The organism is Acidobacteriota bacterium (assembly GCA_019347945.1).
Taxonomy (GTDB): Bacteria; Acidobacteriota; Thermoanaerobaculia; order Gp7-AA8; family JAHWKK01; genus JAHWKK01.
Genome location: JAHWKK010000001.1, coordinates 134,716 through 160,361, shown reverse-complemented (window position 1 = coordinate 160,361; position 25,646 = coordinate 134,716). Strand labels below are relative to the sequence as shown.

26 protein-coding genes are annotated in these 25,646 nt (G+C 62.6%); 6 read left to right on the top strand and 20 right to left on the bottom strand.

Features of this window, described 5'->3' with window-relative positions; all coding sequences use genetic code 11:
• Positions 1–301 precede the first annotated feature (301 nt).
• Entirely contained in the window at positions 302–1,093 is a 792-nt protein-coding gene (locus KY459_00675) for a lysophospholipase (GenBank protein MBW3563222.1), read from the top strand.
• Here KY459_00675 and KY459_00670 read toward each other — a convergent pair.
• From KY459_00670 to KY459_00645, 6 genes are all read right to left on the bottom strand, one after another.
• Entirely contained in the window at positions 1,075–1,620 is a 546-nt protein-coding gene (locus tag KY459_00670) for a non-canonical purine NTP pyrophosphatase (protein ID MBW3563221.1), read from the bottom strand. The genes KY459_00675 and KY459_00670 overlap by 19 nt on opposite strands.
• Positions 1,617–1,853 (bottom strand): zf-HC2 domain-containing protein, encoded by a 237-nt coding sequence (locus KY459_00665; protein ID MBW3563220.1) that lies wholly within the window; start codon positions 1,851–1,853, stop codon positions 1,617–1,619. The genes KY459_00670 and KY459_00665 overlap by 4 nt, the downstream gene beginning before the upstream one ends.
• Positions 1,854–1,899: 46 nt before the next feature.
• Positions 1,900–2,676: a sigma-70 family RNA polymerase sigma factor gene (locus tag KY459_00660; protein MBW3563219.1), complete on the bottom strand. Its 777-nt coding sequence runs from the start codon at positions 2,674–2,676 to the stop codon at positions 1,900–1,902.
• Between the two features lie 340 nt (positions 2,677–3,016).
• Positions 3,017–3,649 (bottom strand): 6-carboxytetrahydropterin synthase, encoded by a 633-nt coding sequence (locus KY459_00655; protein MBW3563218.1) that lies wholly within the window; start codon positions 3,647–3,649, stop codon positions 3,017–3,019.
• A 565-nt stretch (positions 3,650–4,214) separates the two neighbouring features.
• The gene (locus KY459_00650; GenBank protein MBW3563217.1) at positions 4,215–4,856 is read right to left on the bottom strand and encodes a hypothetical protein; all 642 of its coding nucleotides are present in this window, start codon (positions 4,854–4,856) and stop codon (positions 4,215–4,217) included.
• Complete coding sequence (locus KY459_00645; GenBank protein MBW3563216.1) at positions 4,853–7,957, bottom strand: hypothetical protein; 3,105 nt, start codon at positions 7,955–7,957, stop codon at positions 4,853–4,855. The genes KY459_00650 and KY459_00645 overlap by 4 nt, the downstream gene beginning before the upstream one ends.
• Before the next feature lie 140 nt (positions 7,958–8,097).
• Here KY459_00645 and KY459_00640 point away from each other — a divergent pair, with 140 nt between their 5' ends.
• The gene (locus tag KY459_00640) at positions 8,098–8,763 is read left to right on the top strand and encodes a 2-dehydro-3-deoxyphosphogluconate aldolase (protein ID MBW3563215.1); all 666 of its coding nucleotides are present in this window, start codon (positions 8,098–8,100) and stop codon (positions 8,761–8,763) included.
• Here the strand turns inward: KY459_00640 and KY459_00635 are convergent, their stop codons facing one another.
• Complete coding sequence (locus KY459_00635; protein MBW3563214.1) at positions 8,764–9,729, bottom strand: phytanoyl-CoA dioxygenase family protein; 966 nt, start codon at positions 9,727–9,729, stop codon at positions 8,764–8,766. It abuts the gene before it with no gap.
• Positions 9,730–9,999: 270 nt separating this feature from the next.
• Here KY459_00635 and KY459_00630 point away from each other — a divergent pair, with 270 nt between their 5' ends.
• Positions 10,000–11,172: a bifunctional alpha/beta hydrolase/OsmC family protein gene (locus tag KY459_00630; protein MBW3563213.1), complete on the top strand. Its 1,173-nt coding sequence runs from the start codon at positions 10,000–10,002 to the stop codon at positions 11,170–11,172.
• Positions 11,173–11,195: 23 nt separating this feature from the next.
• Here the strand turns inward: KY459_00630 and KY459_00625 are convergent, their stop codons facing one another.
• Positions 11,196–13,388 (bottom strand): carboxypeptidase-like regulatory domain-containing protein, encoded by a 2,193-nt coding sequence (locus KY459_00625; protein MBW3563212.1) that lies wholly within the window; start codon positions 13,386–13,388, stop codon positions 11,196–11,198.
• A 29-nt stretch (positions 13,389–13,417) separates the two neighbouring features.
• On the bottom strand, positions 13,418–14,368 hold the full coding sequence (locus KY459_00620; protein MBW3563211.1) for a pirin family protein: 951 nt from the start codon (positions 14,366–14,368) through the stop codon (positions 13,418–13,420).
• A gap of 54 nt (positions 14,369–14,422) precedes the next feature.
• On the opposite strand from KY459_00620, the gene KY459_00615 reads away from it, so the two are divergent.
• On the top strand, positions 14,423–15,316 hold the full coding sequence (locus KY459_00615) for a hypothetical protein (protein MBW3563210.1): 894 nt from the start codon (positions 14,423–14,425) through the stop codon (positions 15,314–15,316).
• Here KY459_00615 and KY459_00610 read toward each other — a convergent pair.
• The 8 genes from KY459_00610 to KY459_00575 form a co-directional block, all read right to left on the bottom strand.
• Positions 15,287–15,838 carry a DUF4199 family protein gene (locus KY459_00610; protein MBW3563209.1) on the bottom strand — a complete coding sequence of 184 codons (552 nt, stop codon included), beginning with the start codon at positions 15,836–15,838 and terminating at the stop codon, positions 15,287–15,289. The two genes, KY459_00615 and KY459_00610, sit on opposite strands and share 30 nt — an antisense overlap.
• A 95-nt stretch (positions 15,839–15,933) precedes the next feature.
• Complete coding sequence (locus tag KY459_00605; protein ID MBW3563208.1) at positions 15,934–16,953, bottom strand: ATP-dependent DNA ligase; 1,020 nt, start codon at positions 16,951–16,953, stop codon at positions 15,934–15,936.
• Positions 16,954–17,002: 49 nt separating this feature from the next.
• A complete protein-coding gene (locus KY459_00600) occupies positions 17,003–17,779 on the bottom strand; it encodes a hypothetical protein (GenBank protein ID MBW3563207.1) in 777 nt (258 codons plus the stop codon).
• Position 17,780: 1 nt separating this feature from the next.
• Positions 17,781–18,746, bottom strand: a complete 966-nt coding sequence (locus KY459_00595) for a hypothetical protein (protein ID MBW3563206.1) — start codon at positions 18,744–18,746, stop codon at positions 17,781–17,783.
• A gap of 56 nt (positions 18,747–18,802) precedes the next feature.
• Positions 18,803–19,144, bottom strand: a complete 342-nt coding sequence (locus KY459_00590) for a hypothetical protein (protein ID MBW3563205.1) — start codon at positions 19,142–19,144, stop codon at positions 18,803–18,805.
• 64 nt (positions 19,145–19,208) lie between these two features.
• Positions 19,209–20,132 carry a non-homologous end-joining DNA ligase gene (gene ligD, locus KY459_00585; protein ID MBW3563204.1) on the bottom strand — a complete coding sequence of 308 codons (924 nt, stop codon included), beginning with the start codon at positions 20,130–20,132 and terminating at the stop codon, positions 19,209–19,211.
• Positions 20,132–20,731 carry a hypothetical protein gene (locus KY459_00580; protein MBW3563203.1) on the bottom strand — a complete coding sequence of 200 codons (600 nt, stop codon included), beginning with the start codon at positions 20,729–20,731 and terminating at the stop codon, positions 20,132–20,134. Before KY459_00580 ends, ligD begins: the two co-directional genes overlap by 1 nt.
• Before the next feature lie 44 nt (positions 20,732–20,775).
• Entirely contained in the window at positions 20,776–21,405 is a 630-nt protein-coding gene (locus tag KY459_00575; protein ID MBW3563202.1) for an outer membrane beta-barrel protein, read from the bottom strand.
• Between the two features lie 152 nt (positions 21,406–21,557).
• On the opposite strand from KY459_00575, the gene KY459_00570 reads away from it, so the two are divergent.
• Positions 21,558–21,764 carry a dodecin family protein gene (locus KY459_00570; GenBank protein MBW3563201.1) on the top strand — a complete coding sequence of 69 codons (207 nt, stop codon included), beginning with the start codon at positions 21,558–21,560 and terminating at the stop codon, positions 21,762–21,764.
• Positions 21,765–21,883: 119 nt separating this feature from the next.
• Here the strand turns inward: KY459_00570 and KY459_00565 are convergent, their stop codons facing one another.
• On the bottom strand, positions 21,884–22,255 hold the full coding sequence (locus KY459_00565) for a sensory rhodopsin transducer (protein ID MBW3563200.1): 372 nt from the start codon (positions 22,253–22,255) through the stop codon (positions 21,884–21,886).
• A 64-nt stretch (positions 22,256–22,319) separates the two neighbouring features.
• The gene (locus KY459_00560) at positions 22,320–23,084 is read right to left on the bottom strand and encodes a phosphatase PAP2 family protein (GenBank protein ID MBW3563199.1); all 765 of its coding nucleotides are present in this window, start codon (positions 23,082–23,084) and stop codon (positions 22,320–22,322) included.
• A gap of 156 nt (positions 23,085–23,240) precedes the next feature.
• Between KY459_00560 and KY459_00555 the strand changes: the two genes are divergently transcribed.
• Entirely contained in the window at positions 23,241–24,563 is a 1,323-nt protein-coding gene (locus KY459_00555) for an NAD(P)/FAD-dependent oxidoreductase (GenBank protein MBW3563198.1), read from the top strand.
• A 44-nt stretch (positions 24,564–24,607) separates the two neighbouring features.
• Here KY459_00555 and KY459_00550 read toward each other — a convergent pair whose 3' ends face one another.
• Positions 24,608–25,372 carry a hypothetical protein gene (locus tag KY459_00550; protein ID MBW3563197.1) on the bottom strand — a complete coding sequence of 255 codons (765 nt, stop codon included), beginning with the start codon at positions 25,370–25,372 and terminating at the stop codon, positions 24,608–24,610.
• Positions 25,373–25,646: the final 274 nt, after the last annotated feature.

Here is a 25,646-nt window from a genome sequence, read left to right as displayed (position 1 = left end):
ATCATTTGATTTTCCGGTTCGGGTTTTCCGAACCGCCATTTCCGACTGTTTCGGGGGTGGCTCGATATCGGTACTCTTCACGCTCGGTGCCGCTCGTGTCAAGTCTTCAGTTCAGCCCTCCCATCGGAGGAGGCCACGCCCCGCCGATCTCCCACGGAGCACCTGACTCCGGGCGGGGGATTCATTCCACTAGCAGCGAGCCTGCCAGAGTGATGATGAGCCTCTCTCAAAGCGACGGATCAGGGCGACCGGAAGAACGATCGCAGCCAGACCGTCGTATAGTTTAGAAAGGTCCCAACCAATGTCAAGAATCCGCCCGAACGACACCGATCCTCCCGATCGGTTTCATCGAGTGAGTCGGGTCACGACCTCCTTCGACGGCGCCCTGATTCACTGGGATCTCTACCCCTCGCCGGGCGCCCCGGCGGTCGTGATCCTCCCCGGATTCTGGAGGACCCGACGACATGCATCGATCCTCAAACTGGCAGAGGAGATCGCCGGAAACGGCTATCAGGTCGCCGCGGTCGATCTTCGTGGCCATGGGGAGAGCGAAGGGACGTTCGGATTCAATTTCCAGGAGTATCGGGACGTTCTCGCCGTCCTGGATGATCTCCGGGCCGCCGTCTCCCCGCCGTCGCTCGCTCTGCTGGGCCTCTCGTACGGGGGTGCGGTCGCAATCTCCGCAGCCGCGAGAGCCCAGGTCGCACCCGACGCTCTGTTCCTCCTCTCTCCGGTGGCGAGCTTCGCTTCGATCGCACCGAGGATCAATCCTTTCACGATCCACCGCCATGTGGTCGCCTCACAGGCGTTTCACAAGCCGAAATTCGAGATGCGCGTGTTCTCCAGCCCGAGGATCGAGGCAATCGACGACATCCCCGGCGTACTCGCCCCCGCCGCGTTTGCTCACGTGGTCGATGACTGGCTGGTTCATCACAGCCATTCCGAAAGGCTCGCGGAAGCTCACCGGGGTGAGCATCAGCTGCATCTGATCGACATCCCGGGTGGATATCATGCAGACAGGGTCTTCTCGATCATTCCGGGAAGGATCGAGAAACTCATGGTCGAGTTTCTGAATCAGCGGCTTCGAAGATAATCCGCCAGCTTTTTCCAGGCCTGCGCTCGGTGAGATACGCGATCCTTTTCCCCGGAGCTCATCTCGCCGAACGTCCGGTCGGATCCCTCCGGCACGAACCACGGATCCCAACCGAATCCGTTGCTACCTCTCGGCTCGACCGCGATCGTTCCTCGGATTTTCCCCTCGAAAATCTCACGCTGCCCATCGATGGCGATGCCAACGACACAGGTGGCGGTCGCTTCATTCGCTCCGAGTCCGCGGGCGAAAGCACCGAGCGCCTCTCCTCCGGCCAGATCGAGAAGCCATTTGACGTAGGGTCCGGGAAAACCGCCGGCAGCATCGAGCCCGAGCCCGACATCCTCCACCACGACGGCTCCTCCCGAAACTCGTGAGGAAGCGAGCTCGAGCTTGTCCAGGACGATCTGATCAATCGTTCGCGCCTGAATTTCAGGAAGGTCGAGATCGAGATGCTCCAGTTGCCGGCCGACGAGACGGCGGGCTTCGGTCAGCTTGTGCGAGCTGGATGTGACGAAGCGGATGATCAATGACGCCCGCCGGCCTGGGCGACCGTGCGGGATATTCGGGCGCGGAGATCGCCGGGAGCGACGACACGGGGCAGCCGGTTGCGGACGAAGATCCTGAGGCGCTTCATGACGGCGACCCAGCTCTCACACGGGGGACATCGCTTCACGTGATCGATGAACTGACGCCGCTTGTCCGGTCCGAGTGTCTCGTCGAGAAAGAAGTACGCGATCCTTTTGACATCGTCACAAACCATCCGGCCTCCTCACAGTGCGTGACGGCTTCCGGATCGATCAACTTTGTCACTCGGTATCGAATTCCTCTTCTTCGTCGTCGTCGACCTCGTACTCGACATCATCGTCATCATCGGTGGAGAGGAGATCGAACTCGTCGTCGTCGGAAAGGGAGTCCTCGTCACCCGACTCGTCGTCGCTTTCCTTCCGGCTCTTTTTCTCTTCCTTCTGGGCGTCCTTGCGCGAGCGCATCTTCGCGGGCTCGGCGTCTCCACGGATGTAACCGTACTTCCGGGCGTACTCGAGCAGCGTCTTTTCGAGCATCTTTCGACCTCGATAGAGACGCGACATGACCGTACCGACCGGGCAGTCGAGAATTTCGGCGATCTCCTTGTAGGAGAAGCCTTCGATGTCGGCGAGAAGCACGACCATCTTGTAGTCGTGAGGGAGCGTGTCGAGCGCGCGCTTGACGTCCTCGTCCATCATCTCCTGGAAGATCTCGCTCTCCGGATCCTTGAGAAGGTCGGGGGCGTTCTTCTGAATCACCCGCTCGTACGACTCCTCGATCTCCGAGAAGTCGATCTTGTGGGGGGTCAGCTTCTTCTTCCGGTAGTTGTTGATGAACGTGTTCTTCATGATCTTGAAGAGCCACGCCTTGAAGTTCGTACCTTCTTCGAACTTGTCGTAGTACTTGTACGCCTTGAGATAGGTTTCCTGAACGAGATCCTCGGCGTCTTCCGAGTTTCGCGTCATTCGGTACGCAGTGTTGTAGAGCGAGTCGACGTACGGCATTGCCGCCTTCTCGAAGTCCCAACCCTGCTGATGTTCGTACGCTTCTGCCTTCATGACTTCTCTCCGATTCGAGTCGGAACGGCTTCACAACACGTGCCGCCGTAATATCGGGGCTCTGATCTGATCAGATACCGCAAAGGGTCGCGCGGAAAGCGGGCCAAACTCCTGAATATTCAGCTGTTCTCTGTTTCCACACCCTCACTTCAAAAACTTCCGTGGCTTCAGCCCGCTCCGGGCCACCGTCCACGAGTGCGGACATGTGTCCCCTACGGGTTCCATTCTAGAGGTAAACGTTTCAGGGCAGGCGATGGTTCGGGGAAAGATCCGTAAACAATCTGTTAACGAGCCAAATTTCTGCCGGGCGGGGAATTATAGGCGGCTGGCCTTTCGGGTGTCAACCTGCCGGGCGGTAGACCACCGAATTCTCCGGCCCCTCCCAGAGGCGCACCTCGACGACCTCCCCCCCGAGGGCATCCGCGCGGGTGGCCAGCTCGTCGGCAAACCACTTCGCCACGTTCTCCGCCGTCGGGTTGAGCTCGGTGAAGGGAGCGATCTCGTTGATGCAGCCGTAATCGAGCCGCCCCGCAAGCTCCCTGACCGCATCCCGGGCAGCGATGAAATCGACCGCGAGCTCGTCTCCGTCGAGGCCCCGGTCCGACTTCCGCAACTCCACCTCGACCCGATAGGAGTGGCCGTGAAGAGGCTCGGTGGTGCCTCGGTAACTTCGGAGGAAATGCGCCGACTCGAATCTCGCCTCCACCCGAACCGCAAACGATCCGCCACGTCTCTCCGGGCGCACCGTCCGCTTCGGCTCCTCCTCCGATTTTCCGAAGATCGCTTCGATTCGCTGCTCCCCGAGTCCGAGCTCGCGGAGCTCACTCGCGCTCGATTGCCGTCGAAGGAGCCGCTCGGCGCGGTCAGGGCCCCAGCAGCTCCCGGCGGTGTCTCCCTCACTCAGCTCGATCAGCATCGTCAGCGTCTCGACTCTGCGTCGCAGATCTTCGACTTCGGTTTCGGTCGCTCCCATCGGAAATCAGTCTCGTCTGCGAAGACCCGGGTGTCAAGGCGGCTGGCGAGTCCGTTCCGTCGGAGATAGAATCGGCCCGTTCACGATGCCTCTTCCGAAAAGCGTCAAATGCATCTCCTGCGAGAAGAGCTATCCGGACGGATGGCAGCGATGCCCTTACTGTGGTTTCGATCCGATTCAGGAGAGAAGGAACAAGGCTCTCTCGAAACGGCGGAAGGCCCCCGCCGGAAAGACTCCCTCCGGCGACGCCCCCAGGCGCAGACGCCGCCGGAAAACGGGCTCCGGATCGCCCGCGACCGCAGAGGGATCGCGTTCGGCCGCATCGCCCACGCCGAAGCGCTCGCGCCGTCGACGAGGCGGTGGCGGTAAGGGTGGCGGCGGTGCGGCGTCCGGACAGCGCCGACCTTCGTCCGGCACCGGCGACGCGAGCCTTCAGGCGCCGCAGCGAACCGATTCTCCCCGCGGAAGCTCCGGCGAGGCCGGGAGCTCGGACAAGCCTACGAGGAAGCGAAAGCGCTCCCGGAGGCGCAGAAGGAAGCCGGGCAAGCCGTCGAGCTCCTGACCCTCAGCTCCAGGATCCGACCGCTCGTGCAACGAGTAATGATTCGCCTTCGACGATCACGAGGTCGATCGTTCCGTCTCCCGATGGACTCTCGAACTCGAATCGTGCTCGCCCGGACTCGAACGCGGTCGGTTTCATCGTGATGTCTTTATAGACGTTCGCCAGCGGGTCGCATTTGAACGAAGCCTCCTTGGCCACCCAGAAAGCCAGCCCCACATCGGAGGCCGCGAGCTCCCTGAGCCGGATGACCTCGATCTCGTTGAGAAAAAACCTGAGCGCTCGATCATCCAGCCGCCTCACGACCTGTACATCGAGACCCACCGGTCGCTCCGAGATCGCGGCGCCGTACGCTCTCTCGGAGTGCGAGAGAGAGGCATGGAGAACGCGAGGGTCACCCTCGATACGGACGATCGGCGCCTTTCCTTTCGACGCGATCGCACAGGATCGGGGGCTCGCGCAGAGTCCTTCATCGAGAGCCAGACGTTTGGCGACGAGTCTCGCCTTGACCCACTCGTCGCGGCGTCTGGGATTTTCGATCGTGTCGAGAACCTCGACTTCCGCCTGAGTGAGCCACTCCCGATTGAGCTCCGAATCGAGCTCGATCCGGACGCCGGGCCATTCAGTTCCGAGCTCGACCTCTCTCATCGGGATCGCGATCTCCCGTGTATCTGGATGCTGTCGCCGGTATCCGGACGAACGATCGAGATCACCCCCCCCACCTTCCCTCGCACGATGTTCGCCTCGATCGTCGTCCCGTCCTCCAGATTCGCTTCGAGGAGCCTGTCGATTCCGGTGGCGAGCGCGCTCCGCTCCTCCGGAATCGTCGCTCTCCAGCCGATCCCGATCCGGTCTCCATCGGCGTCTCGCATGATGACGTCGGCCACCGCGGTGCCGTAGCCCATGTTGACGAGTGCGAGATTGACTCGATCACCCGGCTGCGCGATCAGCCCGACGAACTCCAGCCGCTCGTTCGCCGCGTCCGCCTGATCGAGTCCCTGGAACCATTGAGAACGCCCGCCGCGCGAGCTTCGACTCCGCAGGCGGACTTCCGGCCTGGCCTCCGTGAGGTAGCGAACCGTGAGCGGTCCGGTCGAGGGCGGCGCTCCGAGAAGACCAGTCGTGACATCCCGGAACTCGCGATGGCTCTCCGGATCGACGTCGACGATCCGCGAATACACTTCCTTGCCGGAAAGATAACGGAGCTCGACCGAGGCGAGTTTCTTGTGGCGATTCACGAGGAGAAGGTCGGTTTCCCATCGGAGCTCACCGACCCCGGGTCCCGCTCCCGCGTTCGGAAAGACCGAACTGCTTCCTCGATCCGGATCGGCAGCACGCTCGTTCGAAGCCACTCGGATCGGAATCGCTCGTTTGGTCCAGAGCTCGATCCCATGCACCGTCTCCTTCCATCGATATCTCGATCGGATCCACCGCGCCACCTCGGGGGCCCGCCTCGCGTTCGAAACTTCGTCGAACCGGTCGTAGCGCTCGGGCGACGTCATGAGAACCAGCGCCGGCGGCTCGCTGTGGAGATCGTCTATGACCTCCCGCTGCGCGTCCGGAGGGGACATGAGCGGAACCTGAAAATAGCGGGTCGGGTTGCGACGGTCCGCCAGAAAGTAGAAGACCGGCTGATTCGAGAAGTCGAAGATCGCGTCGTCTTCCGCAGTGTGGCTCCTGATCGCGGCGGTCACCGCGCGGGTCCGCTCACGATTTTCGATCAGCTGCGCGGTCGGGAGCTCTCCGACCAGTCTCGCTCCATAGGCGATGAGACCATCGAGCCGGTTCCGGATAAGACCCGGCGCCCACAGGACCCCGACGAAGAGCAGCGCGAACATGATCGCGATCAACCTCGCGACGAACCGGTCGCTCGGATCCCGCCCCTCCCAGGCTCGCGTCCAGTAAATCAGCAGCGCGATGAGCAGAGGTCCGATCAGGAAAGCCGAGAACCATTGATGTTGAAAATCCGCCCGGCCGAGCGCGCTCCGTTGCGAAATGAGCGAAAACGCCGTGAGTACGACGATCGCCAGGCCGATCCGAGTCTGAGGCGTCCTCCGGATCACCATCAGAATGATCGCGAACAGTCCCGCGGCAATCACGAACGGGTTGAGGATGTATCGCAGGTGCCACGCGTACTGGAAGAGAGTCTTGTCGCCCGCCGCGGAGACCAGCCACGGGCCGACGTCGGGGACGGGGAGCGACCATGCCGCATCGATGATCGACGGAATCCGGATGAAGGAAACCTCGAAAAAATCGCCGACGACACCGCGCATGGCGAGGTAAAAAATAAACGGACTCATCCCTGCGAGATAACCGACGATGAAGATGCCGGCCCGCCGTACCCCGACTTTTGCCTCGCGGGTAATCAGCGATCCGATGGCGATGGCCAGAAGGCCACCACCCAGAACGTAGAGTCCCGTTTCGAGGCTGAAAAACAGATCGATCCCACCGACGATCCCGCCCATCGCTACGAGCCGCCATCGGTCCTCCGCCAGTCCCTTCAGCAGAAACGCCGCCGCGAAAATCTCGAGAACGGCGCGCTGGTTGTCCGCGGCCACGAGCATCGTCAGCGCCGCAGCAGCCAGAGCGAGCGGTACCGAACGAAAGGCCCACCAGCTCAGGAGCCAGACGGCCGGAATCATCATCGCGCTCAACAGAAACATCCGGTAGATCGCGACATCGATCGAACGGCCGAAAATGCTCATCAGGAACGCATCGAGAAGACCGTCCTCGAGCAGGCCATGCAGAGGAAAAACATCCGCGTATGGCCGATCCCCCGCGAGATAGTCCGAAGCCGGCCCGAGCGACTCGCCCCGGTGAAACAGATCGATCCACCCGTTCGGATCGGCCACCGACCCGTAGGTCACGACGGCGAGGAGGAGCGGCACGGCGAACCAGACCAGCACCGCCACCCCGAACCGCTCACTCACCTCGACTCGTCGGATGATCAGCGCCGCCGTCAACGCGATCGCCACGACGCCGATCGCGAATGCGAGCATCGGAAAATGGTCCGGCCAGAGCGCGGCCGGCGCCAGGAGCAGTAGTGGAGCCGCGCCGGCCGCGATCGCCTGACGAACCGCCCCCGCCTCCGACTCCCTGCGCGCTGCGATCAGATCGCCTGCCAGGATGACGATCGCGAGACCCACCGCGATCAGCAATCCGACGAGAATCGTCTCGAGCAACAGCGAATCCATGTGAGCGATCCTCCGCCCGACCACGAGATATCTTGCGATCAGCAGAGCTGCGCACTCGGCAATGATCAATCCGATCCACGCTTCCTGGCGGGAAATGACTCTCCGAGCTCGACCGCCCCACCCATCCTCCCGCGCCACCCACCCGACCGCAGCCGCGATCAGCAGGGGCAAAAGAATCGACCACAACTCCTTCCTCGTGACGAGATAGAGCGGCGCCGAAAAGATGAACGGTGCCGCCAGCGCGAGAGTCCGGAGAACTCCGCCCCCATCCGCTGCTCCCAGCTTCCGCACCCGGCTGAAGAGAAACATGAAGGCGACGGCGAGAAGAGGAACCGTCAGGTAGAACAGACCCGCGCGGGCGTAGTCCTGGAGCTTCGAGACTTCATCGACCGTGATCCGGCCCACGGCGGACGATCCCTGGAACGGGATGTCGACGAACTTCTTGAAAGTGATGAACCAACCGAGGGCGTAGCCCGCTCCGGCCAGTCCATCGAGCAGCCGCAGGAGGGGTTTCTCGCCCGGTCGAGCTGGCCCGTTGCCCACGAAACCGAGCATGTCAGACTCGGACGCGACGAAGCAAGACACACGCAATCCGGAGTCGGGATCACGGTCCGCTCGTGGCAGACGACGACTCGATGATTTCCATTTTTCACGGCGGCCGATCTCCGCATCGGGCCTTCTGCTAATCTCTCAACGTGGCGGATCGTGACGCGACGCTCGCGAAAGTTCTCGAGGAGGTCATCATCGGTGTCGTCCGGTACGACGATGCCGCCGACGCGGCACTGACCGCGCGCACATTCGTCGAGGCAGGCCTGAAGGTCGTCGAGATCACGATGACGACACCCGGCGCGATCGAGCTCATCACCGAGCTCGCCTGGCAGAACGACGAGATCGTCCTGGCTGCCGGAAGTGTCCGGACCGCTGATGAGGTCGAAGCCGTCAGTCAGGCCGGCGCGAAGATCATCGTCTCCCCCCACACCTCGGAGGGCGTGATCGAAGCAACCCTCGAACGGGGTCTCGTCTCGGTGGCCGGCGCCTCGTCTCCAACGGAGATTGTCCGCGCTCATGAGCTCGGTGCTTCGATCGTCAAGGTGTATCCCGCTCGCTTGCTCGGCGGACCGACGTACTTCAGAACCATCCGCCAGCCCATACGAGACATCCCGATCCTCGCCGGAGGGCCCGTCAATATTGACGAGATCATCGACTATCTCGACGCCGGCGCCGTCGCACTGAACATGGGAACCGCATTCGCGCCAATGGAGCTCATCGCAACGAACAACTGGGAAGCGGTGACCGATCGGATCGAGGAAGCCTGCGCCGTGGTCTCGGCCTGGAAGTCGAACCGGCCCGGCGAGGCGTGATCAGTCCGCGGCTGGATTGGCGAAGCCTTCGCGCTCGCCGTCGCGGATGAGCCGCGTCGTCTCCAGAATCCTCATCGTCTCTTCGCCATCATCGTTCCGTTCGGCGACCGTAATGCTCCGCGCGCGATAGCTTCGCTTCGGAGAGAAGTGAACGACGAGGGAACGCCTCGTCAGATTCGGATCGGTGATCGGCCCGCCGCCATGGTGAAGCGAGGCATGCCAGAAGAGCACGTCTCCCTTCTTCGGGGTGTGACTGACGGGGTGAAGTCCCTTCTCTTCCATCCGCGAGTTGAACCATCGCGTCGCGGCCTCAATCTCGGCGGCTCCCATGCGGGACGCATCGAACATGTACTGGCCCGGCTCGAACTCGTAATAAGGAAGACGGTGCGATCCCGGAACGTAGACGAGCTCGCCCGAGCCCGCGACGATGTCCTCGAGCGCGATCCAGGCGGCAAAGAGATGCCCGGGCGCACCGGTCGGCACCACGACCGGATCCCGATGGAGAACCTGCCGCGAGCCAAACTCGAACAGCAGCGACTGGATCGCGACGACGTCCTCCCCGGCGATGAGCCGCGCGATCGAATGGAGGTGTTCGTCGAGATAGAGGGCGCGGGTGCTCTCGAGGTGCGAGTGAACGTCATGAATCCGATAACCGGCCCGTCGGTCGCGGCTCTCGTCGGCGACGCTCATCCAGCGAGGAGGACCATCCGAGGCGTACAGCAGGTCGGAGGGGCGGATCCGCCACAGCTCGTCGAAGGCATTGGAAAGCGGATCGATCGCGTCGCGGGCGGCAGGTGCGGTCAGCGCAAAGCCATCCTCGTGGAAGGAACGGAGAAGCGAGGCCTCGGAGTCGTCGATCTCCCCCTCGCTCCGCTTCCGGTCAATCTCGGCCGCGGCATTGGGCTGATCGATCCAGAGATCGGAGGCGAGCTCGATCCCTTCCTGTTCGCTCGAATTCGGTTCCACGCCGAGACATCTTACGATGGACGTGGTGGACTCAGTGGACGAAAGAGTGGACAAAAGAGTGGACAGATGAGTGGACCGCCAAACATCGCGCTCTACCAACTCCTTTCGTCCAATAACCTGGCCACTCTTTTGTCCACTCTTCTGTCCACCCCAGTGACGACCCCCTGAACCATCCGGGTTAAGCTGATCCTCAGGAGGTGCACCGTGGGACGGTCGAAAAAGGTGACGTTTCAGAACGCCGCGGGCCAGACGCTTGCGGCGAGGCTGGAGATGCCGGACGACGATCCGGTTGCATGCGCGCTTTTCGCTCACTGCTTCACCTGCTCGAAGGACCTTCAGGTCGTGCGGAGAATCAGCAGAGCACTGACGTCAAAAGGCTTCGCGATCCTTTCATTCGATTTCACCGGTCTGGGGCAGAGCGAGGGGAACTTCAGTGAGACGAGCTTCTCGACGACGGTGGACGATCTGGTTCGCGCATCCGCGCATCTCGAGGACGGCTTCGAAGCGCCTCAGCTGCTGATCGGACACTCGCTCGGTGGCGCGGCGGTTCTCGCGGCCGCCGAGCATTTGGCGGCCGTCAGGGCAGTTGCGACGATCGGAGCGCCGTGCGATCCCGAGCATGTGAGACGCCTCCTCACCAAAGCCGAGAAGACGATCGAGGCCGAAGGTGAAGCGGAGGTGAGCATCGGCGGGCGTCCATTCTCGATCAGACGCCAGTTTCTCGACGATCTGGAAAGTCAGGAATCGATGAAGGAGCGGATTTCGCGTCTGAAGAAGGCGCTGCTCATCTTCCATTCGCCCCAGGACCAGATTGTCGGGATCGATCAGGCCCGGCACATCTACGAGGCAGCGAAGCATCCGAAAAGCTTCGTCTCGCTGGATGGAGCGGATCATCTCGTCAGCGATCCGGCGGACGCTCGATACGTCGCGGACGTCCTCGCCGCCTGGGCAGGACGCTATCTCGCTCCTGCTGCTTCGGAGCCGGCGGACGATGAAATGCCTTCCCTCTACGATGATCAGACCGTGACGGTCACGACCAACGCGGGACAGTTCCGGACCGAGATCGCGACGCGAGGGCATCACCTGATAGCCGACGAACCGGCGAAGGTCGGCGGCACCGAGGAGGGCCCGACGCCATACGACCTTCTCGCGGCTGCACTCGGAGCGTGCACGACCATGACCATTCAGATGTACGTCGCGCGGAAGAAATGGCCGATGCGATCCGTCACGGCTCGCGTCGCCCACGATCGGATGCACGCGAAGGATTGCGAGGACTGTGAAACGAAGGCTGGACACATCGACCGTCTGACCCGAGAGATCGAGGTCGACGGCGATCTCACCGATGAGCAGCTGCAGAAAGTTCTCGAGATCGCGGACAAGTGCCCGGTCCATCGGACGCTGCACAGCGAGATCAGGGTCCGGACGACGCTCGCCGGCGAGTAAAGGCCGAACAAAGCCGTCGCGATTCAGTAGTCAACGCAGATCTCGCCGCGACAGCGAAGAACCGGCACGCGGACCTCGACGGTTCCGGTCTGTTCTCCAGGCCCGACGTGGACCGTCGTCGGCTTTCCGAAACGTCTGTAGCCAGACATCTCACTCTCCGACATTGCGCGAACCGCCATGAACCCATAGCTCCCCGGCGCAAGTCCTTCGAGCACCAGCCGCGGCGCCGGACCCGAATGGAACTTCGTCCGCTGGACGAGCTCGAGCGCTTCCGGGAGCTGCGGATGGAGGTGCCTGCCATTGATCGTGAAAAACACGTGCGCATAGTTGGCCGGATCGCCGTTCGCATCTTCGAAATCGAGAACCACCCTCTCTGACGGCGGCGGGACCTCGACGTCGATCTCCCGCTCGAGATAGAGCTCCCCCGGAGCAAAGGAACCTTCGACCGGGACGATCCAGAATTGAGCCGGACGCGGGGGTACGAACGTGACAAGCCTGAACTGCCCATTCTCATCCGTGTAGCCCTCCGGCTGGGGCAAGGTCCGCTGGCGCAGCCAGAAAAATGCCGCACCGACGATGGGGGTACCGTCTTCCCACGTCGCGGTGATCGTGTATGTGACCCCTTTTCCGAGCTCGATCGTTTCCACGGGGGTCTCGCCGGTTCCGACTCTCGCGCGCCGGCCGCCGGGAAGATAGCCCTCGGCGATCGCTCCTACCCGGTGAAAGGTCGGCATTAATCCTTCGATCTCGTACGTACCGGTCTCGTCGGTGATTGCCCCTGAAGCAGTGTTGCCTTTGTAGAAGTCGCTCTCGGCAAGGACCGCCGCCCCGGCAATCGGCTCCTCTGTACCGCTGTCCACGACACGGCCCGTCACCTTTCCTTCGCCAACTTCGATTCTCAGCGAATCGCCGACCGTCGCCGAATCGAACTGGAGGCCCCCGCGACGGCTCGGATCGACCAGGATCGCGCTGTGCTTTCCAGGCTGCCACAGCGCGAGCGATGCACGACCGTGTGCGTTGGTCGGCTCCGTCTGCGAGACGTGCTGCGGCGTCTCCTTCTGTTGGACCTGGATGCGTACCCCCTCGGCCGGCTTCTCCCCATGAACGACATCGAAAGCAACGACGTAGGGTTTCAGCGTCACTTCGAGCTCGATCGTTTTTTCCGCTTCGGCGACGAAGTACTCCGAGTAGTACTGGCCCGCATCGAGACCGCGAATCGCCAGGCGGAGTAATCCCTCCGGAAGATTCTCGATCAGGACGGAATCCTCCCGGTCGTGGAGACGCGCCGTCATGATCGTGGGGTAGTACGGGAGAGGTGGAACCGGCTTCGGATCATCGATCACATCGACGAAAATCGGTCCCCTGACTCCTTCCCGTTTCACCCGAAGATCGAGAGCTCCTCCCGGCGCCATCCTGACGACGTCGAGATCGAGGTCCCGGTCGCGGTAGTGCGTTCGAAACCACAGCGCCGCGGTTCCCGGATACTCGAGGCGAAACAACGCCGGGAGCCGGCAGCTCTCGGGCTCTTCGCCGCACGGAGCTTCGAAGAGAACCTCGCCGTTGAAATCGGACGTCGCGAGAGGAGATCCGTCCTCGGCGATCAGCATGACCTCGGAGAGCAGCTCGCCCTCGCGATCGATGATCGTGCCTCGTATCTGCGGGAGCGGCTTCAGCTCGATGAGTCCGAGATCGACCGGTTCATCGACGAGGCGTTCGGCAGGAAACGCCGCCGGCACATGCCTGTCGGCTTTGAATCGTACGCTCCAGGTTCCCGGGGGTGGTCGAATCTCTCGCAGCATGGGCACGCTGATCGACGAGAGCTCGATCGTCCAGTTTGCCGGTCGGCCACGAGGTCCGATCTGGATGGTCGTCCGCTGCGGCCAGTCCCGATCCGAAGACCCGTCGAGCTCGAGCGTCATCGGTAAAGGCTCTTCGGGCAACCGCACACGACTCGCGCCGGCTTCGAGAGCTCCGAGCGACAGCACGTTGCCATCGCGGCTGTACCAGATCCAGACTCGATCCGACTCCGCGGCCTCGACCTCGATCTCGTATCCTTCGACCTGCCGGCACATTTCGACGACGGCGAGCTCTCCCGTATCCCTGAGACAGAGCCGGCCGCGGACCGGGTCGTCGGCCACTTGCGCACCGATCGCAGCAGCGACGAACGAGACCGCAATCAGAAACCGCATGCTGTTTAGAAGATCATCGGAGGTCATCGGTTTCGGCAAATGCCGTGTTGAAGCCTTCACGACGCCGGAGTCGGCGGGATCCGTCGTTTGAGAGGAGGCGCTTCGAGCCGTGAACCTTGGTATCCCTTCACCTCACCAAACATCTCGCCACGCTCCCACTCTTCGCGGAACCGCTCGATCTCCTCGAATGAACGGCCGACGAAGTTCCACCACATGACGATCTTCTCGCCGAACGGCGCACCGCCGATCAGCATCATCACGCAACCTCGATCCGAACGGAGATCGATCGACGCGTTTCCCGGCTGCAGGTAGTAGAAGCGATCTCCGAGAATGCGTTCGCCATTCGACTTCAGGTCGCCTTCGATCAGGAGCAGCCCATGCTCGAAGAGCTCGTCGAGCGGCAACTCCAATTGCGATCCCGCAGGAAGCCGGATCTCGGCGCCGAGCGCGGGAGAGAAGGACGTCGCCGGAGAGCGCTCGCCGGCCGCCGCTCCATAGAAGACGCTCATCGCTGCGCCACTCGCGGACACGACCGGAAGCTGCGGATGATGTTCGAACGTGGCCTCAGCGTTGCGAGCTGCGTCCGGAAGGGCGATCCACAACTGAACGCCGCTGAGGCCCCCGCTCGCACCACGCGGCGATTCTTCAGAGTGCGCGATCGCCCGCCCCGAAGTCATCAGATTCAGCTCGCCGGCCCGGATGAGCTGTTCGAAACCGAGGCTGTCGCGATGGAGAACCTCCCCCTCGAAAAGCCACGACACCGTCTGGAGTCCCGTATGGGGGTGCGGCGCGACATCCATCGGCTTCCCCTCCGTGAACGTCAGCGGACCGTATCGATCGAGAAAGCACCACGGACCGATGAGGCGCCGGTCGCGGACGGGAAGCGCGCGTCGAATGTCGAGCGAGCCCACCTTCGCGGCACGGAGCTCCCAGGAGCAGGTTTCACGGACGGCCCCCTCGTTGATCGCGCCGGCTTCCGGCTCGCCGTTGGAGAGGAGCGTACTCATCAATAGAAGGATACCGCCGAACCTACGGATCACTGCTCGCAGTAAGATCAGCGGATGAAACATCTCGCCCCTTTCATGACGCTCGCTCTCGCGATCGGCGGCTGCGCGAGCCAGGACTCCCCTCCCGCTCAGCAGACGACTCCGGCTCCCGACAGCGAAATCTTCGTCGCCTCGATCTTCGAGGACGAGAACGGCCGCACGCGTGTCGGAGAGCCGCGCAACGTGACCCGCCGGCCGGGTTACGACAACCAGCCGGCGTTCACCCCGGAGGAAGACATCCTCTACACGCGGATGGACGAAGAAGGAAATACCGACGTCTGGAAGATCTCCGACGGGAGTGGGGGCGAGGCCCGGCAGATCACGCGCACATCCGAGAGCGAATATTCACCCACTCCACTTCCTGATGGGTCGTTCAGCGTCGTCCGCGTCGAATCGGATCAGCGGCAGCGGCTCTGGAAGTTCTCGCCGGACGGAACCGCGGCCCTGGTACTTCCGGATCTCGAGCCGGTGGGGTATCACGCGTGGGTCGGCGGCGGAATCGTCGCCTTCGTACTGGGGGAGCCTCCGACTCTCGTCTTCGCCGATCCCGAAGACGCGACGCCGCCGCGTGTCGTAACCGAGAATCCGGGACGGGCGCTCGTCCCTCTCGGAGCAAACGAGGTCGCCTTCGTGCGGAAGTCGGACAATCTCCGGTGGGAGTTGCAGGCATTCGATGCCTCCTCTGGCGCCGTCCGGTCGATCGCCCGGATGCCCGGGCAGATCGAGGACTTCACGGTCGATCGCGGCGGCAGGATCTGGACTGGCGACGATTCGAAGATTCTGCGATTGAATCCTTCGACTAATTCGTGGGACGTCATCGCCGATTTTTCCGGCGACGGCATCGGCGACATCACGAGGATGGCGTTCAGCTCCGACGGGTCACGACTCGCCTTCGTTGCGCAGCAGTGAGCTCTCGGGCTCGCTTCGCGATCGGATCATGATCGCGAGCACCAGCGAGAAGAGGAGTCCTCGCACCAGCGTTCCGGAAAACGCCACGAAAGACTGCCGCATCGGCGTCGAGTACTCCCGGAACTCTTCGACCCGCTGTTCGATCTCGGCTGCTTCCATCCCGCCCGCCCGTTCGAGAGAGCTGCGGTACGAAGGCGTCATCACGTCGAGATAATCGGGAGCGAGCACGGTCCAGCTGATCAGCCCTGAGAAAAAGGCGCCGACGCCGACCACGAAGAAAACCGCCAGCCCGACCAGGACCTGCCGTCTGTAGTCATAGCCTCGGCGGGCCGTCCGCACCAGGATCAGCGCGAGACCGGCGAGCTCGATCACCAGTACGATCGCTCCCAACATCGCGCGCGTATAGAGTCCGGTTGCCGCCAGAATGAGGTTCCACGCGCTCACGACGAGCGCGAGAAGAACGGCGGGGAGGAGAATGCTTCCGGACCCTGCAGGCTCGTCTCGAATCTCGTTTTCAGTCAACGGCTCATCCTATCCGACGTCTCCCCTGTCCTCACTCCCCTGTTGCCTTCCGGCTAATCTCTCGGAACGGTGAAACTCCGGCTCCTGGTCGCGGATCAACCGCGGATAAGCTTCTTCAGCAGCTTCCCTTCGAGGGGGGCGGTCACCTGTTCGAGACGGCACTGCTCGGGCGCCTTGTCGGGCCGCCATCGCATGAACTTCGAGCCGTGGCGGAACCGCCCCTGGCTGTAGTGGTCGTAGCGGACTTCGCAGACGAGATCGGGCCGCAGCGGAACCCACTCGTTCGACTTCTTCTGCGTCCAGCGATTCTCCGCTTCCGGCACCCGGCCTTCGAATGCGGGCTCATCGCGCAGACCGTCGAGCAGCTTCTGCGTTTCCTTCCGACTCTTCTCAGGAAGCGCCGAGGTGTGTCCGACGTACTGGAGCCGGTCCTCGTCGTCGTAGAGCCCGAGGAGGAGAGAACCGAGCGTTCCGTCTCCGCGGAGCCGGTATCCGCCGACGACGCAGTCGACGCTGCGGAAGTTCTTCACCTTGACCATCCCGTCGCGCTCCCCCGAGCGATACGGCATCGACCTCAGCTTCGCCATCACGCCGTCCAGGCCTTCGGAAGAGAGATCCTCGAACCATTTCTTCGCGGTCTCACGGTCGGTCGTCGATGGCGTGAGATCGATCCCCGATGGCCATTTCCCCGATTCCTTTTCGAGGGCTGCTCGTCGCAGATCGTACGACCTCGTCCGAAAGTCGTTCTTTTCTCCGCGTCCGTTGCAGAGCAGATCGAAGGCGATGAATCTTGCGGGGATCTCCCTCGCGAGCTTCTTCACCCGGCTTTCGGCAGGATGAAGCCGGAGCAGCAGATCATCGAACGAGATCGCACCATCCGACTCGATGATGATCTCGCCGTCGAGGACGAAAGCGTCGCGCCGGACCGATCGGAAGATCTCGACCAGCTCGGGAAAGTAACGCCCGAGAGGCCGCGACGACTTCGACTGAATCACGACGTCGTCGCCGCTGCGGAAGACGATCGCACGGAACCCGTCCCACTTCGGCTCGAACGCCCACTCGCTGCCTTCGGGAATCGATTCCGACCGGCTCGCTTCCATCGGCGGAAGCGGGATCGGCACGGGGAGGTCGAGCTTGGGAAAGAGAGGCATCGCGCCGACGAGTTTATCGCCGGCGGGGTGCCTCGACGACTCTCGCGTCGCGAACGCGGCCGCGCCAATCGACCACATATTCGATCACCGTTCCACTGGCGTCGGTCACCCGCCGGACCGTAGACCGCCCCTGCCGTCCCACGTCGCGGGCGCCCTGCAATTGCGAGACAGACGTCCCGGCGGTCTGGCCGACGATCGCGCCAGTCCGATCGACAGTCGTTTCGACGATCGATCCGGCGGAATCGATGGTGCGCACCATCGTCTGGCCGAGCTGATTCACGGTTCGATCGAGGAGGCCATTTTCAGCCGTGAGGTTCTGCACCGTGGTCTCGACCGCCTGTAGCGTCTGGCTTACGGCCCCGCCCGGCTGCAGGGCGGTATTGGCGGTCTCTCCGACCATGCCCACCGTATCGTCGACGGTGTCGAGAACTCGTCCGAGGACTTCGGGGTTCGAGTCGATCGTGTCGAGTGTTCGTTCGATGATCTCGGCGACCCGGTCGAGGCGAACGACCAGATAGACCTCGGCCTCCACACCGGTGATCTCCAGGCGGACCTGGTTGATGCTCACATCTGCTCCGGCATCGAGACGGACGAGGTTACCCACCCGGGCGTCGAGCGATACGTGCGCCTCGACGTTTTCGACTTCGAGAAGAATTTCATCGACGACCACGCCCGGAATGTCGACGACGACGTCGGGCTCGCCAGCCTGCGGAGTCTGCGCTGCCCGGTTCTGTTGCCCGAAAGAAGCCGGACCCATCAGGATCAGGAAAACGATCGTGAGTTTCTTCATCTCAATTTTCTCCTCTGCCGTCACCGACGCGAACGTCAGTGATTTTTCCCGCACGATCGATGGTGTACTCGATCAACCGGCCAGCTTCATCGCGTACCGTGCGGACCAGGGTTCCCGCTTCGCCAGCGGTTTCGCTGATCACCGGTAGGTCCGTGAGCGTTCCCCGAACGGTTTCATTGACGAGGCTGCCGGTGGAATCGACCGTCCGCTCCACGATTCTTCCCGTCGAATCGACGGTCCGCTCGACTGTTCGGCCGAGACTGTCGACGGTTCGCGAGAGCAACCCGCCGGGCCGGGTAGCCTGGTCCAGAGTGCGGCCGACGGTTCCCACCGCCTGACTGACGACCCCACCCGGCTGAAGCGCGGTGTCTGCGACTCCTCCGACCGTGTCCACGGTCCGGTCGACGGTCGTGAGAAGACGCTCGAGGAGCTCCGGATTGTTGTCGATGGTCGTCAGCGTCCTGTCGACGATCCTCGCCACGTTGTCCAGCCGAACCGTCAGATACGCCTCGGCCTGAACTCCCCGAATCTCCAGCCTCACCCGTCCAATCCTCGCATCCACGCCGGCGTTGAGCGAAACGAGATTTGCGATACGGGCATCGAGCGCAAGGTGGACATCGAGATCGTCGACCTCGAGGACGATCGACTCGACGTAGAGATGCGGGACCTCGAGGTAGACGTCCGGATTTCCGGCCGCTTGTGCCCGGGCGCGAGCGTCCGATGCGGATGAACGCGGCTCCCAGTCGGGCCTCGTTCGTCGGGTCGCACTCGGAGAAGGCGCCTCCGACCCGGGACGCCTCGGCTCCCGCGGTGTGCGCGCCTGCTCGCTCCGTGTTTCCGATTGAACCGATGTCGTGATCTCGGTGTCCTGAGGTTCGTCGGGGCGCTCTTGCCGGGACTGGGCGTCAGCGCTCCACGCCGGTACCGTCAGAAGCAGCAGCACCATCAGCAGCAGCGAACTTCTCATCGTCTCCTCCTGACGACCGGTCGCCGGTCGCCTCCTTCTCGTCCTGAGTGACCCGCTCATCTCCGGTCATCTGACTCTGCTCCGATCACCGTCACTCCGAGGTCCGCCAGCTCTCGAGCGAGCAGTGCGGCAGCGTCAGGGAATGTGGTCGTGATCACCGCCCGGATCTCGATATCCCGGTAGATCACTCCCGGCTCGACTTCCTCGGGGAGATTGAACCGTTCGTCGTCAGAGACATTCTCATTTCGCGAATCGCCGGTGAACTTCACTTCCACCATCGGTCGCTGGTGGAAGATCAGCCGCTCGGCGCGGACTCTGGCGACGATCTCGAGATCGGGCTCCGCGGCCGAAGCGGCGGAAGCGAGGAACAGGACCAGCAGCGGGAACGCTCGTCTCATTGGCTTTTCGTGTCCGCTCCCGTGGAGAGCACGAAATGTTCCAATTTTCGCGGCGAATAACGCCTCAGTTCCGCAACGAGTCGAGGTTGAACCGGCTTCGCCCGAGCAGCGGCTTCCAGAGATCCCCGGTTTTGCCGATCCGCTCGCGTGCATTGAAAATCGTGAAGTCCTCGATCCGAATCCCGTTCTCGATCTCCTTCCAGGTCACCGGCATCGAAACGGTCGCGTCCGCGGTCGGGCGAACCGAGTAGATCGACGCGAGCGTCCGCCCCCAGGCGTTCTGGTTGTAGTCGACGAGCACGCGTCCGCGCGGCCGCTTCGCCTTCATGTACTGCGCCGTGACGAGATCGGGATGACGGTGCTGCAGCTCGAAGGCAATCGCCTTCGCGACCGTCCAGACTTCCTTCTGCATCGGTCCTTTCCGGATCGCGACGTAGACGTGAATCCCCCGCGAGCCGGTCGTCTTCGCGAACGGCTTCATCCCGAGCGCGACGAGCGTGTCGCGAACAACGAGAGCGGTCTCGCGAACGTTCTCGAAGGTCGCGCCCGGAACGGGATCGAGATCGAAGTGGAGGTAGTCGGGCTGGTCGGTATCGGGACATCGGCCGTACCACGGGTTGAGATCGATGCATCCGAGGTTGATGACCCAAAGGAGGCTCGAGAGATTGTTGATCAGCGGATAGTCGACGATCCCCGCACGCGAATGGCGGATCGGGCAGGTGAGAATCCAGTCGGGACGCGGTTCTGGCGCACGCTTCATGAAGAAGTAGTCCTCGTCCCAGCCGTTCGGATAGCGCTTCATCACCATCGGACGGTCCTTGATGTGCGGCAGCAGCACGTCGGCGACGTCCGCGTAGTACTGGATGAGATCGCCCTTGGTGATCTTCGGCTTTTTCCAGAACGGCTTCTGCAGATTGGTGAGCCGCACCGAACGCGATCCGACAGAGAGATCGGCGCCTCCCTTCCCCGGAATCTCGATGGATGCCATCAGCCGCTCCTCCGTTTGCGCGAATCCGAGGCGAAGGATCGTGGAGCATCGAGCCCGACGTAATCGAGCTCCTCGTCATTCCGCACCGCGTTCAGCAGCAGCGCCCCGCGTTGCATGTCGCCCATCCCGGTGAATCTCGCGGGAAACCGAAGCCGGTCTCCGAGGATCGGTTCGAGCACGTCGACATACTTGCCGCTCGCCACACTGCCGAGAAGGACGAATGTCACGTCTTCACCGTCCGCAGAGAGTCGCTTCGCATCCTCTTCCAGCGGGCGGCGATACGCCCGGCTTCGCGGATCGATCGGCGTGCGCGCGAGCTTTTTCAGTCGTGTCGCATCGAGGGTCCAGTCGGGAGCGACCAGCCCCGCGCCCGACGTGATCACGAAGATCCCTTCTCCATTCGGGGCAAAATGCCGGGCGTACGTGATCTTTCCTCTGAAATAGAGCGCGCTCATGAATGCGAAAGCATCGGCAATCGCGACACCACCTTCGCGAAATCGGACCGCGGCCGGAAAGGTCGCGCGTCGCGACTGCAGCATCGCCGCACGCCTCCCCGACAGGCTCGCCGGTGAGAGAAGAAAGATCGTTCGCCGTGACACCCTGAAATCGTAACAGCGAAACGACTCGACGAACGCGTCGGCTCTCAGTCGCCGAACCGCCAGCCGATCCCGACCGACACGAACAGCGGATCCGTCTCGAGCGGCGCGGGTACACGGTCGACGGCCGTGAACTCAGTTTCGATCGGCATCGTACGTACGTCGACGTTCGCGAAGAGTCTCTCGCCCGCACCGATCCGCACGCCCGCCTGCGCCGTCCAGGTCCAGTCGGAGGAGAGCGCCAGATCGAACACTCCCGCAGCTTCGTTCGCCGCCTGGTCCTCGACCTCGAACCCCACCCATGCCACTCCCGCTCCGATGTATGGATCGAACCGTCCACCGCTCCACGGATGAAAACGAGCCGTCAGATGCGCCGGGGTCATCCGGATCGGCCCGAGACTTCGGCTCGTCTGCTGAAACCCGAAGGTAGCCTCCGGATCGACGATCGCAACCCACAGCTCGGTCGAAAAGCGCTCGCTCAGCGGAATCGCCGCGCTGACCGAAAACCCGTCGGCGTCGTCGAATTCGACATCGAGCTCGTTCTCCAGCTCCGGAGCAACCGCGTTTCCGCTGATGTCGACACCCGTCCACGCCGCGCTCAGGTCGAGCGATGGCTCGGCCATGAGCGGAAGCGCGAGAAGGAAAAGGAGAGAAGGGAGAAGTCGATGAGTAACCATAATTGGTATCTTACTCCAGTCCGAAGCGAACCCTCTCCAGAGACGTCGCGCATCCCCGAGTCCGCCCGCCCGGCCCCGAGTGCTCTCATCAGAATTCCGGAGAGACGGCACGCTCGTCGCACCCCCTTCCATCCCTTTGAAAGGAGAAGCGAATGGAAAGTGTAGGCAGAGTCACCGAAATCAGTGCGCGATCGAAAAAGAGTTTCGAGGATGCCGTGAGGATCGGCGTCGAACGCGCGAACAAGACGCTCCGCAACGTCACTTCGGCCTGGGTCAAAGAGCAACGCTGCGAGTGCAGCGGCGGAAAGATCACGGCTTACCAGGTGAATCTTCTCGTCACCTTCATACTCGAAGAGTAGCGGCGAAAGCCCTCCCTGTACGTTGCGGCTCTCGTGACAGTCCTCGGAATGGACGCCATCTTTCTCGGATCGTCGCCCGCGCAGCATCCTGCATCGCGGAGCGGTGCGTCAGCTCTCTCTCAGGCGGGATAGGCCACCGTCGTGATCAGCGCAAGCTCCGACTGTCTCGAATCGAGCCGCGTGTGCTGCACCACGACCGGCACGTCGGATTCGATGACGCTCGCGTAGTCGGTGTCGCGAGGAATCCGTTCAGGATTGTCGAGATCGTTGAACCGCTGATGTCTGGTTCTGCGAGGCGGAATCTCGATCTCGTACGGTCCCGCAGGCTCGCGGTCGGCGAAGAAGATCGTGATCCTCACGTGCGCCGTCTCGTCCGATGTGTTGAGAATGCACGCGGTCTCGTGCGAGACCATGGCGCGGCCGTCTCCCGTGCTTTCCGGCGGAATGTACCCCTCGGCGATGACCCAGCGCTTTCTTCCAAGTGGTTCCATGCAGCAGCTCGTTTGAAAAATCCGTTCCCGCGCGCGAAAGCCTCCAAATTTCTCGCCGCCCGGGTCAGCGGCGGAGATCGGCGATTCGAAGATTGAACGAGAGTCCGATTCCTCTCCCGACATAGACCTGGAGTCGTCCCGATTCGACGCTGACCAGTTCCGAAAGGAGCGTCGTCACCAGGTTCGACAGCGCCGCGCTCACCAGAACATCGGTCGGATAGTGCTCGCCCGCCTCGATCCTCGCCCACGCAGTCCCCGCCGCCAGAGCCCTCGAGGTGACCGAGACCGTCCGTTTCCAGCCGGGCGACAGCCGCGAACGTTCCAGATCGATTCTCGTCAGCGTCGCGTGCGCATACGCCTGCCCGGCGTGACCCGACGGAAACGCCTGCCGGTTCCGGCCGTTGGGCCGCTCCCGATTGGCCGCTTCCTTCAGCCAGGGAATCGCGATCTCGACCGGCTGAAGGAGAAGCTCGCGCCCTGCGATATTCGCGAGCCGGTCTCCCGGCTCGGCGCTGACTCCGGCCGTCACGAGCATCAGCCAGTGACTCGCGGTCTTCAGGTTGTCGCTCGATTTCGACGCGGAATCGGTCGAACCGAAAACCGGAGTCTCGCGTCGTGCCCAGTCGGAGATGTCGCGATCGGTGTCCGAGACAGCGATCGCAACTGCCGCGGCCGCGGGCACCCAGGTGTCGGGATCGCTGAGGGCATCCCTCACCGTCTCGAGGCCGAACGATTCCGGACGGTCGAGTTGCACCGTCTGGCAGGCATTGGACAGGATCGCGAGCGCACCGCAGACGAACAGGCGGAAAGTGAAGCCCACTGGTTTCATTTTCGGGAGGTTGGTCGTCTGTCTCACAATACTTTCGAGTTGCCGTGAGGCGACAGCCGCCCGGTGGCGACTCCGCGGTCCCGGAGAAGCAGAGGTTAGCAGAATGGAAGTCCCCCGGCAGGACCGACTCCCGAGTCACCGGTATGATGGGTTCTCATGACCGATCGAAGGGAGCGAGCGAAAGCTGACGTCGTCATCGTCGGCGCCGGCTTCGGCGGCCTCTACGCAGCGAGGCAGCTCGAAGATTCCGGGCTGTCGGTGACTCTCATCGACCGGAAGAATCATCATACTTTCCAGCCGCTGCTCTACCAGGTAGCCACCGCGGCACTCAATCCCGCCGACATCGCTTCACCGATTCGATCGATTCTTCGCGATCAGAAGAACGTCCGCGTCGTTCTGGGGGACGTCACCTCGATCGATCGCACCAACAGACGGGTCGTGTACGCCGGTGGCTCGGTCGACTACGACTACCTCATCGTTGCCACGGGAGCCACTCACTCCTACTTCGGTCACGACGAATGGGCGCGAATTTCTCCAGGGCTCAAGACGGTCGAGGATGCCGTCGAGATCCGGAGACGGATCCTTCTGGCTTTCGAAGCCGCAGAGCAGGAGACCGACGAGTGGAAGCGGTCGGAGTTTCTTACCTTCGTCATCGTCGGTGCCGGGCCGACCGGAGTCGAGCTCGCCGGCTCGCTCTCCGAGATCGCCCGCCATACGATCATTCGCGACTTCAGAACAATCGAGCGGGCGGACACACGCGTGATTCTCGTCGAGGCAACCCCCCATGTCCTTCCTCAATACGATGAAAAGCTCTCCGCCAGCGCGAAGCGTCAGCTCGAGAAGATCGGTGTGGAAGTGATGACCGGGATTCCAGTGAACGACATCCGGGAAGACCGGGTCGTTCTCGAGGGCGGCGGGGTGATCCACACGCGGACGGTGCTCTGGGCAGCAGGCGTCAGAGCATCCTCGCTCGCCCGTTCGCTCGACACCGAGCTCGACAAGGCAGGGCGCGTCGTCGTCACCGAAACGCTGAACATCCCCGGCGACCCGAGAGTCTTCGTGGTCGGCGACCTCGCTCGAGTCGAGCACGACGGAGAGACCGTCCCCGGCGTCGCCCCCGCTGCCATTCAGGAGGGCCGGCATGCCGCCGCGAACATTGAAAGAGCGTCGCGAGGAGAACAGCCGGAAAAGTTCACCTACCGGGACAAGGGGATGCTCGCCACGATCGGGAGAGCCGCGGCGGTCGCTAAAATCGGAAAGTTCTCCTTCGATGGCTTCCCTGCCTGGATCGTGTGGCTCGCGGTGCACATCGCGACGCTGATCGGCTTTCGCAACCGCATCCTCGTTCTGATCGGCTGGGCCTGGGCTTACATCAGCTGGACTCGTGGGTCACGGCTGATCACCGACGTCGTCCGCTCCGCAGAGCTGGTCGCGGAACCCCCCGAGGAGCAGATCGAGAAGGGAAGCGAAGAGGAGTGACCCGGAGGTCGGGGGGGCGGCGTCGCCACTCCCCCGGCTCCACCTTACCGGCCTCGCACCCTCCGGACATCGAGATCCGTCGCCACCATCGATCCATTCATGAGATATCCGCTCACGACCAGGTAGTCGCCCACCTTCAGCTTGCGGTATGACCGATTCGACAACCGGGACAGATCGACGTTCAGATTCCGCCCTCGCTGCGTCCGGACTCTGATCAGGTCGAGGTCACGTCTCACGAAGACGACACGGCCGTCGAACGAAACCCGCTGCGCGAGCTCTCTTCTCCTCCAGTCGTCGCGGTAACCCTGATCGTACCGATCGCTGTAGCGCGGATACCGGTGGTCGCGATATCGGCCGTCGCGATATCGGTCGTCGCGATATCGGTCGTTGCCGTATCGATCATGAGAGACGCTGCGCAGAACGTCGACCGAGCGGGCCCGGAAGTAATCGCGTGAAGAAGTCGAATAGAGATGAACGTCGACGACGTCGCCCCGTTCGAGATCACGAATCCGGTACGCCCGTCCCTGATACCACGCTTTGACTCCGCCTCTGGCATCCACCAGAACGTCGGTTCCGTTGGTGCGCAGGACGAAATCATCACCGTTCGGATTGACCGAGAGGACCACACCTTCCAGATCCCCTCGGTCCGGGCTCGTACGAAGCTCTGCCTGACCCGTCACGCGTTCGCCGATGACCGTTCCCTCCGTCCCCTGAACAGGACGCTCGTCCGATTGCGCGTACACCGGCGCGAGTGAAAGAGCTCCGAGCAGACCAATAGCAACTATCTGATTCTCAATTACTTGTAGCATCTCGTTCTCCTTTCGCAACGCAACAACCTCTGGTGTACAGCGCAATCGCCCGGCCATCTCCAGACGCAATGCCGCCTTCCGGAAATCTCCTCGTGACAGAATCCGCGCGAATGAAACGTACGCTGAAGATCGTCGGGATCGCCCATATCCCGTAACCAGGAGGAACGCTGGGTGATGTTTGATCCCGCCAGCTCGCGGCTCGCCAGAGGCTCGCCCTCCCGGTGATGAGGCTTGATTCAGCAAGCTCGAAACGGTCCTTCGAGCTTCGCGGCCG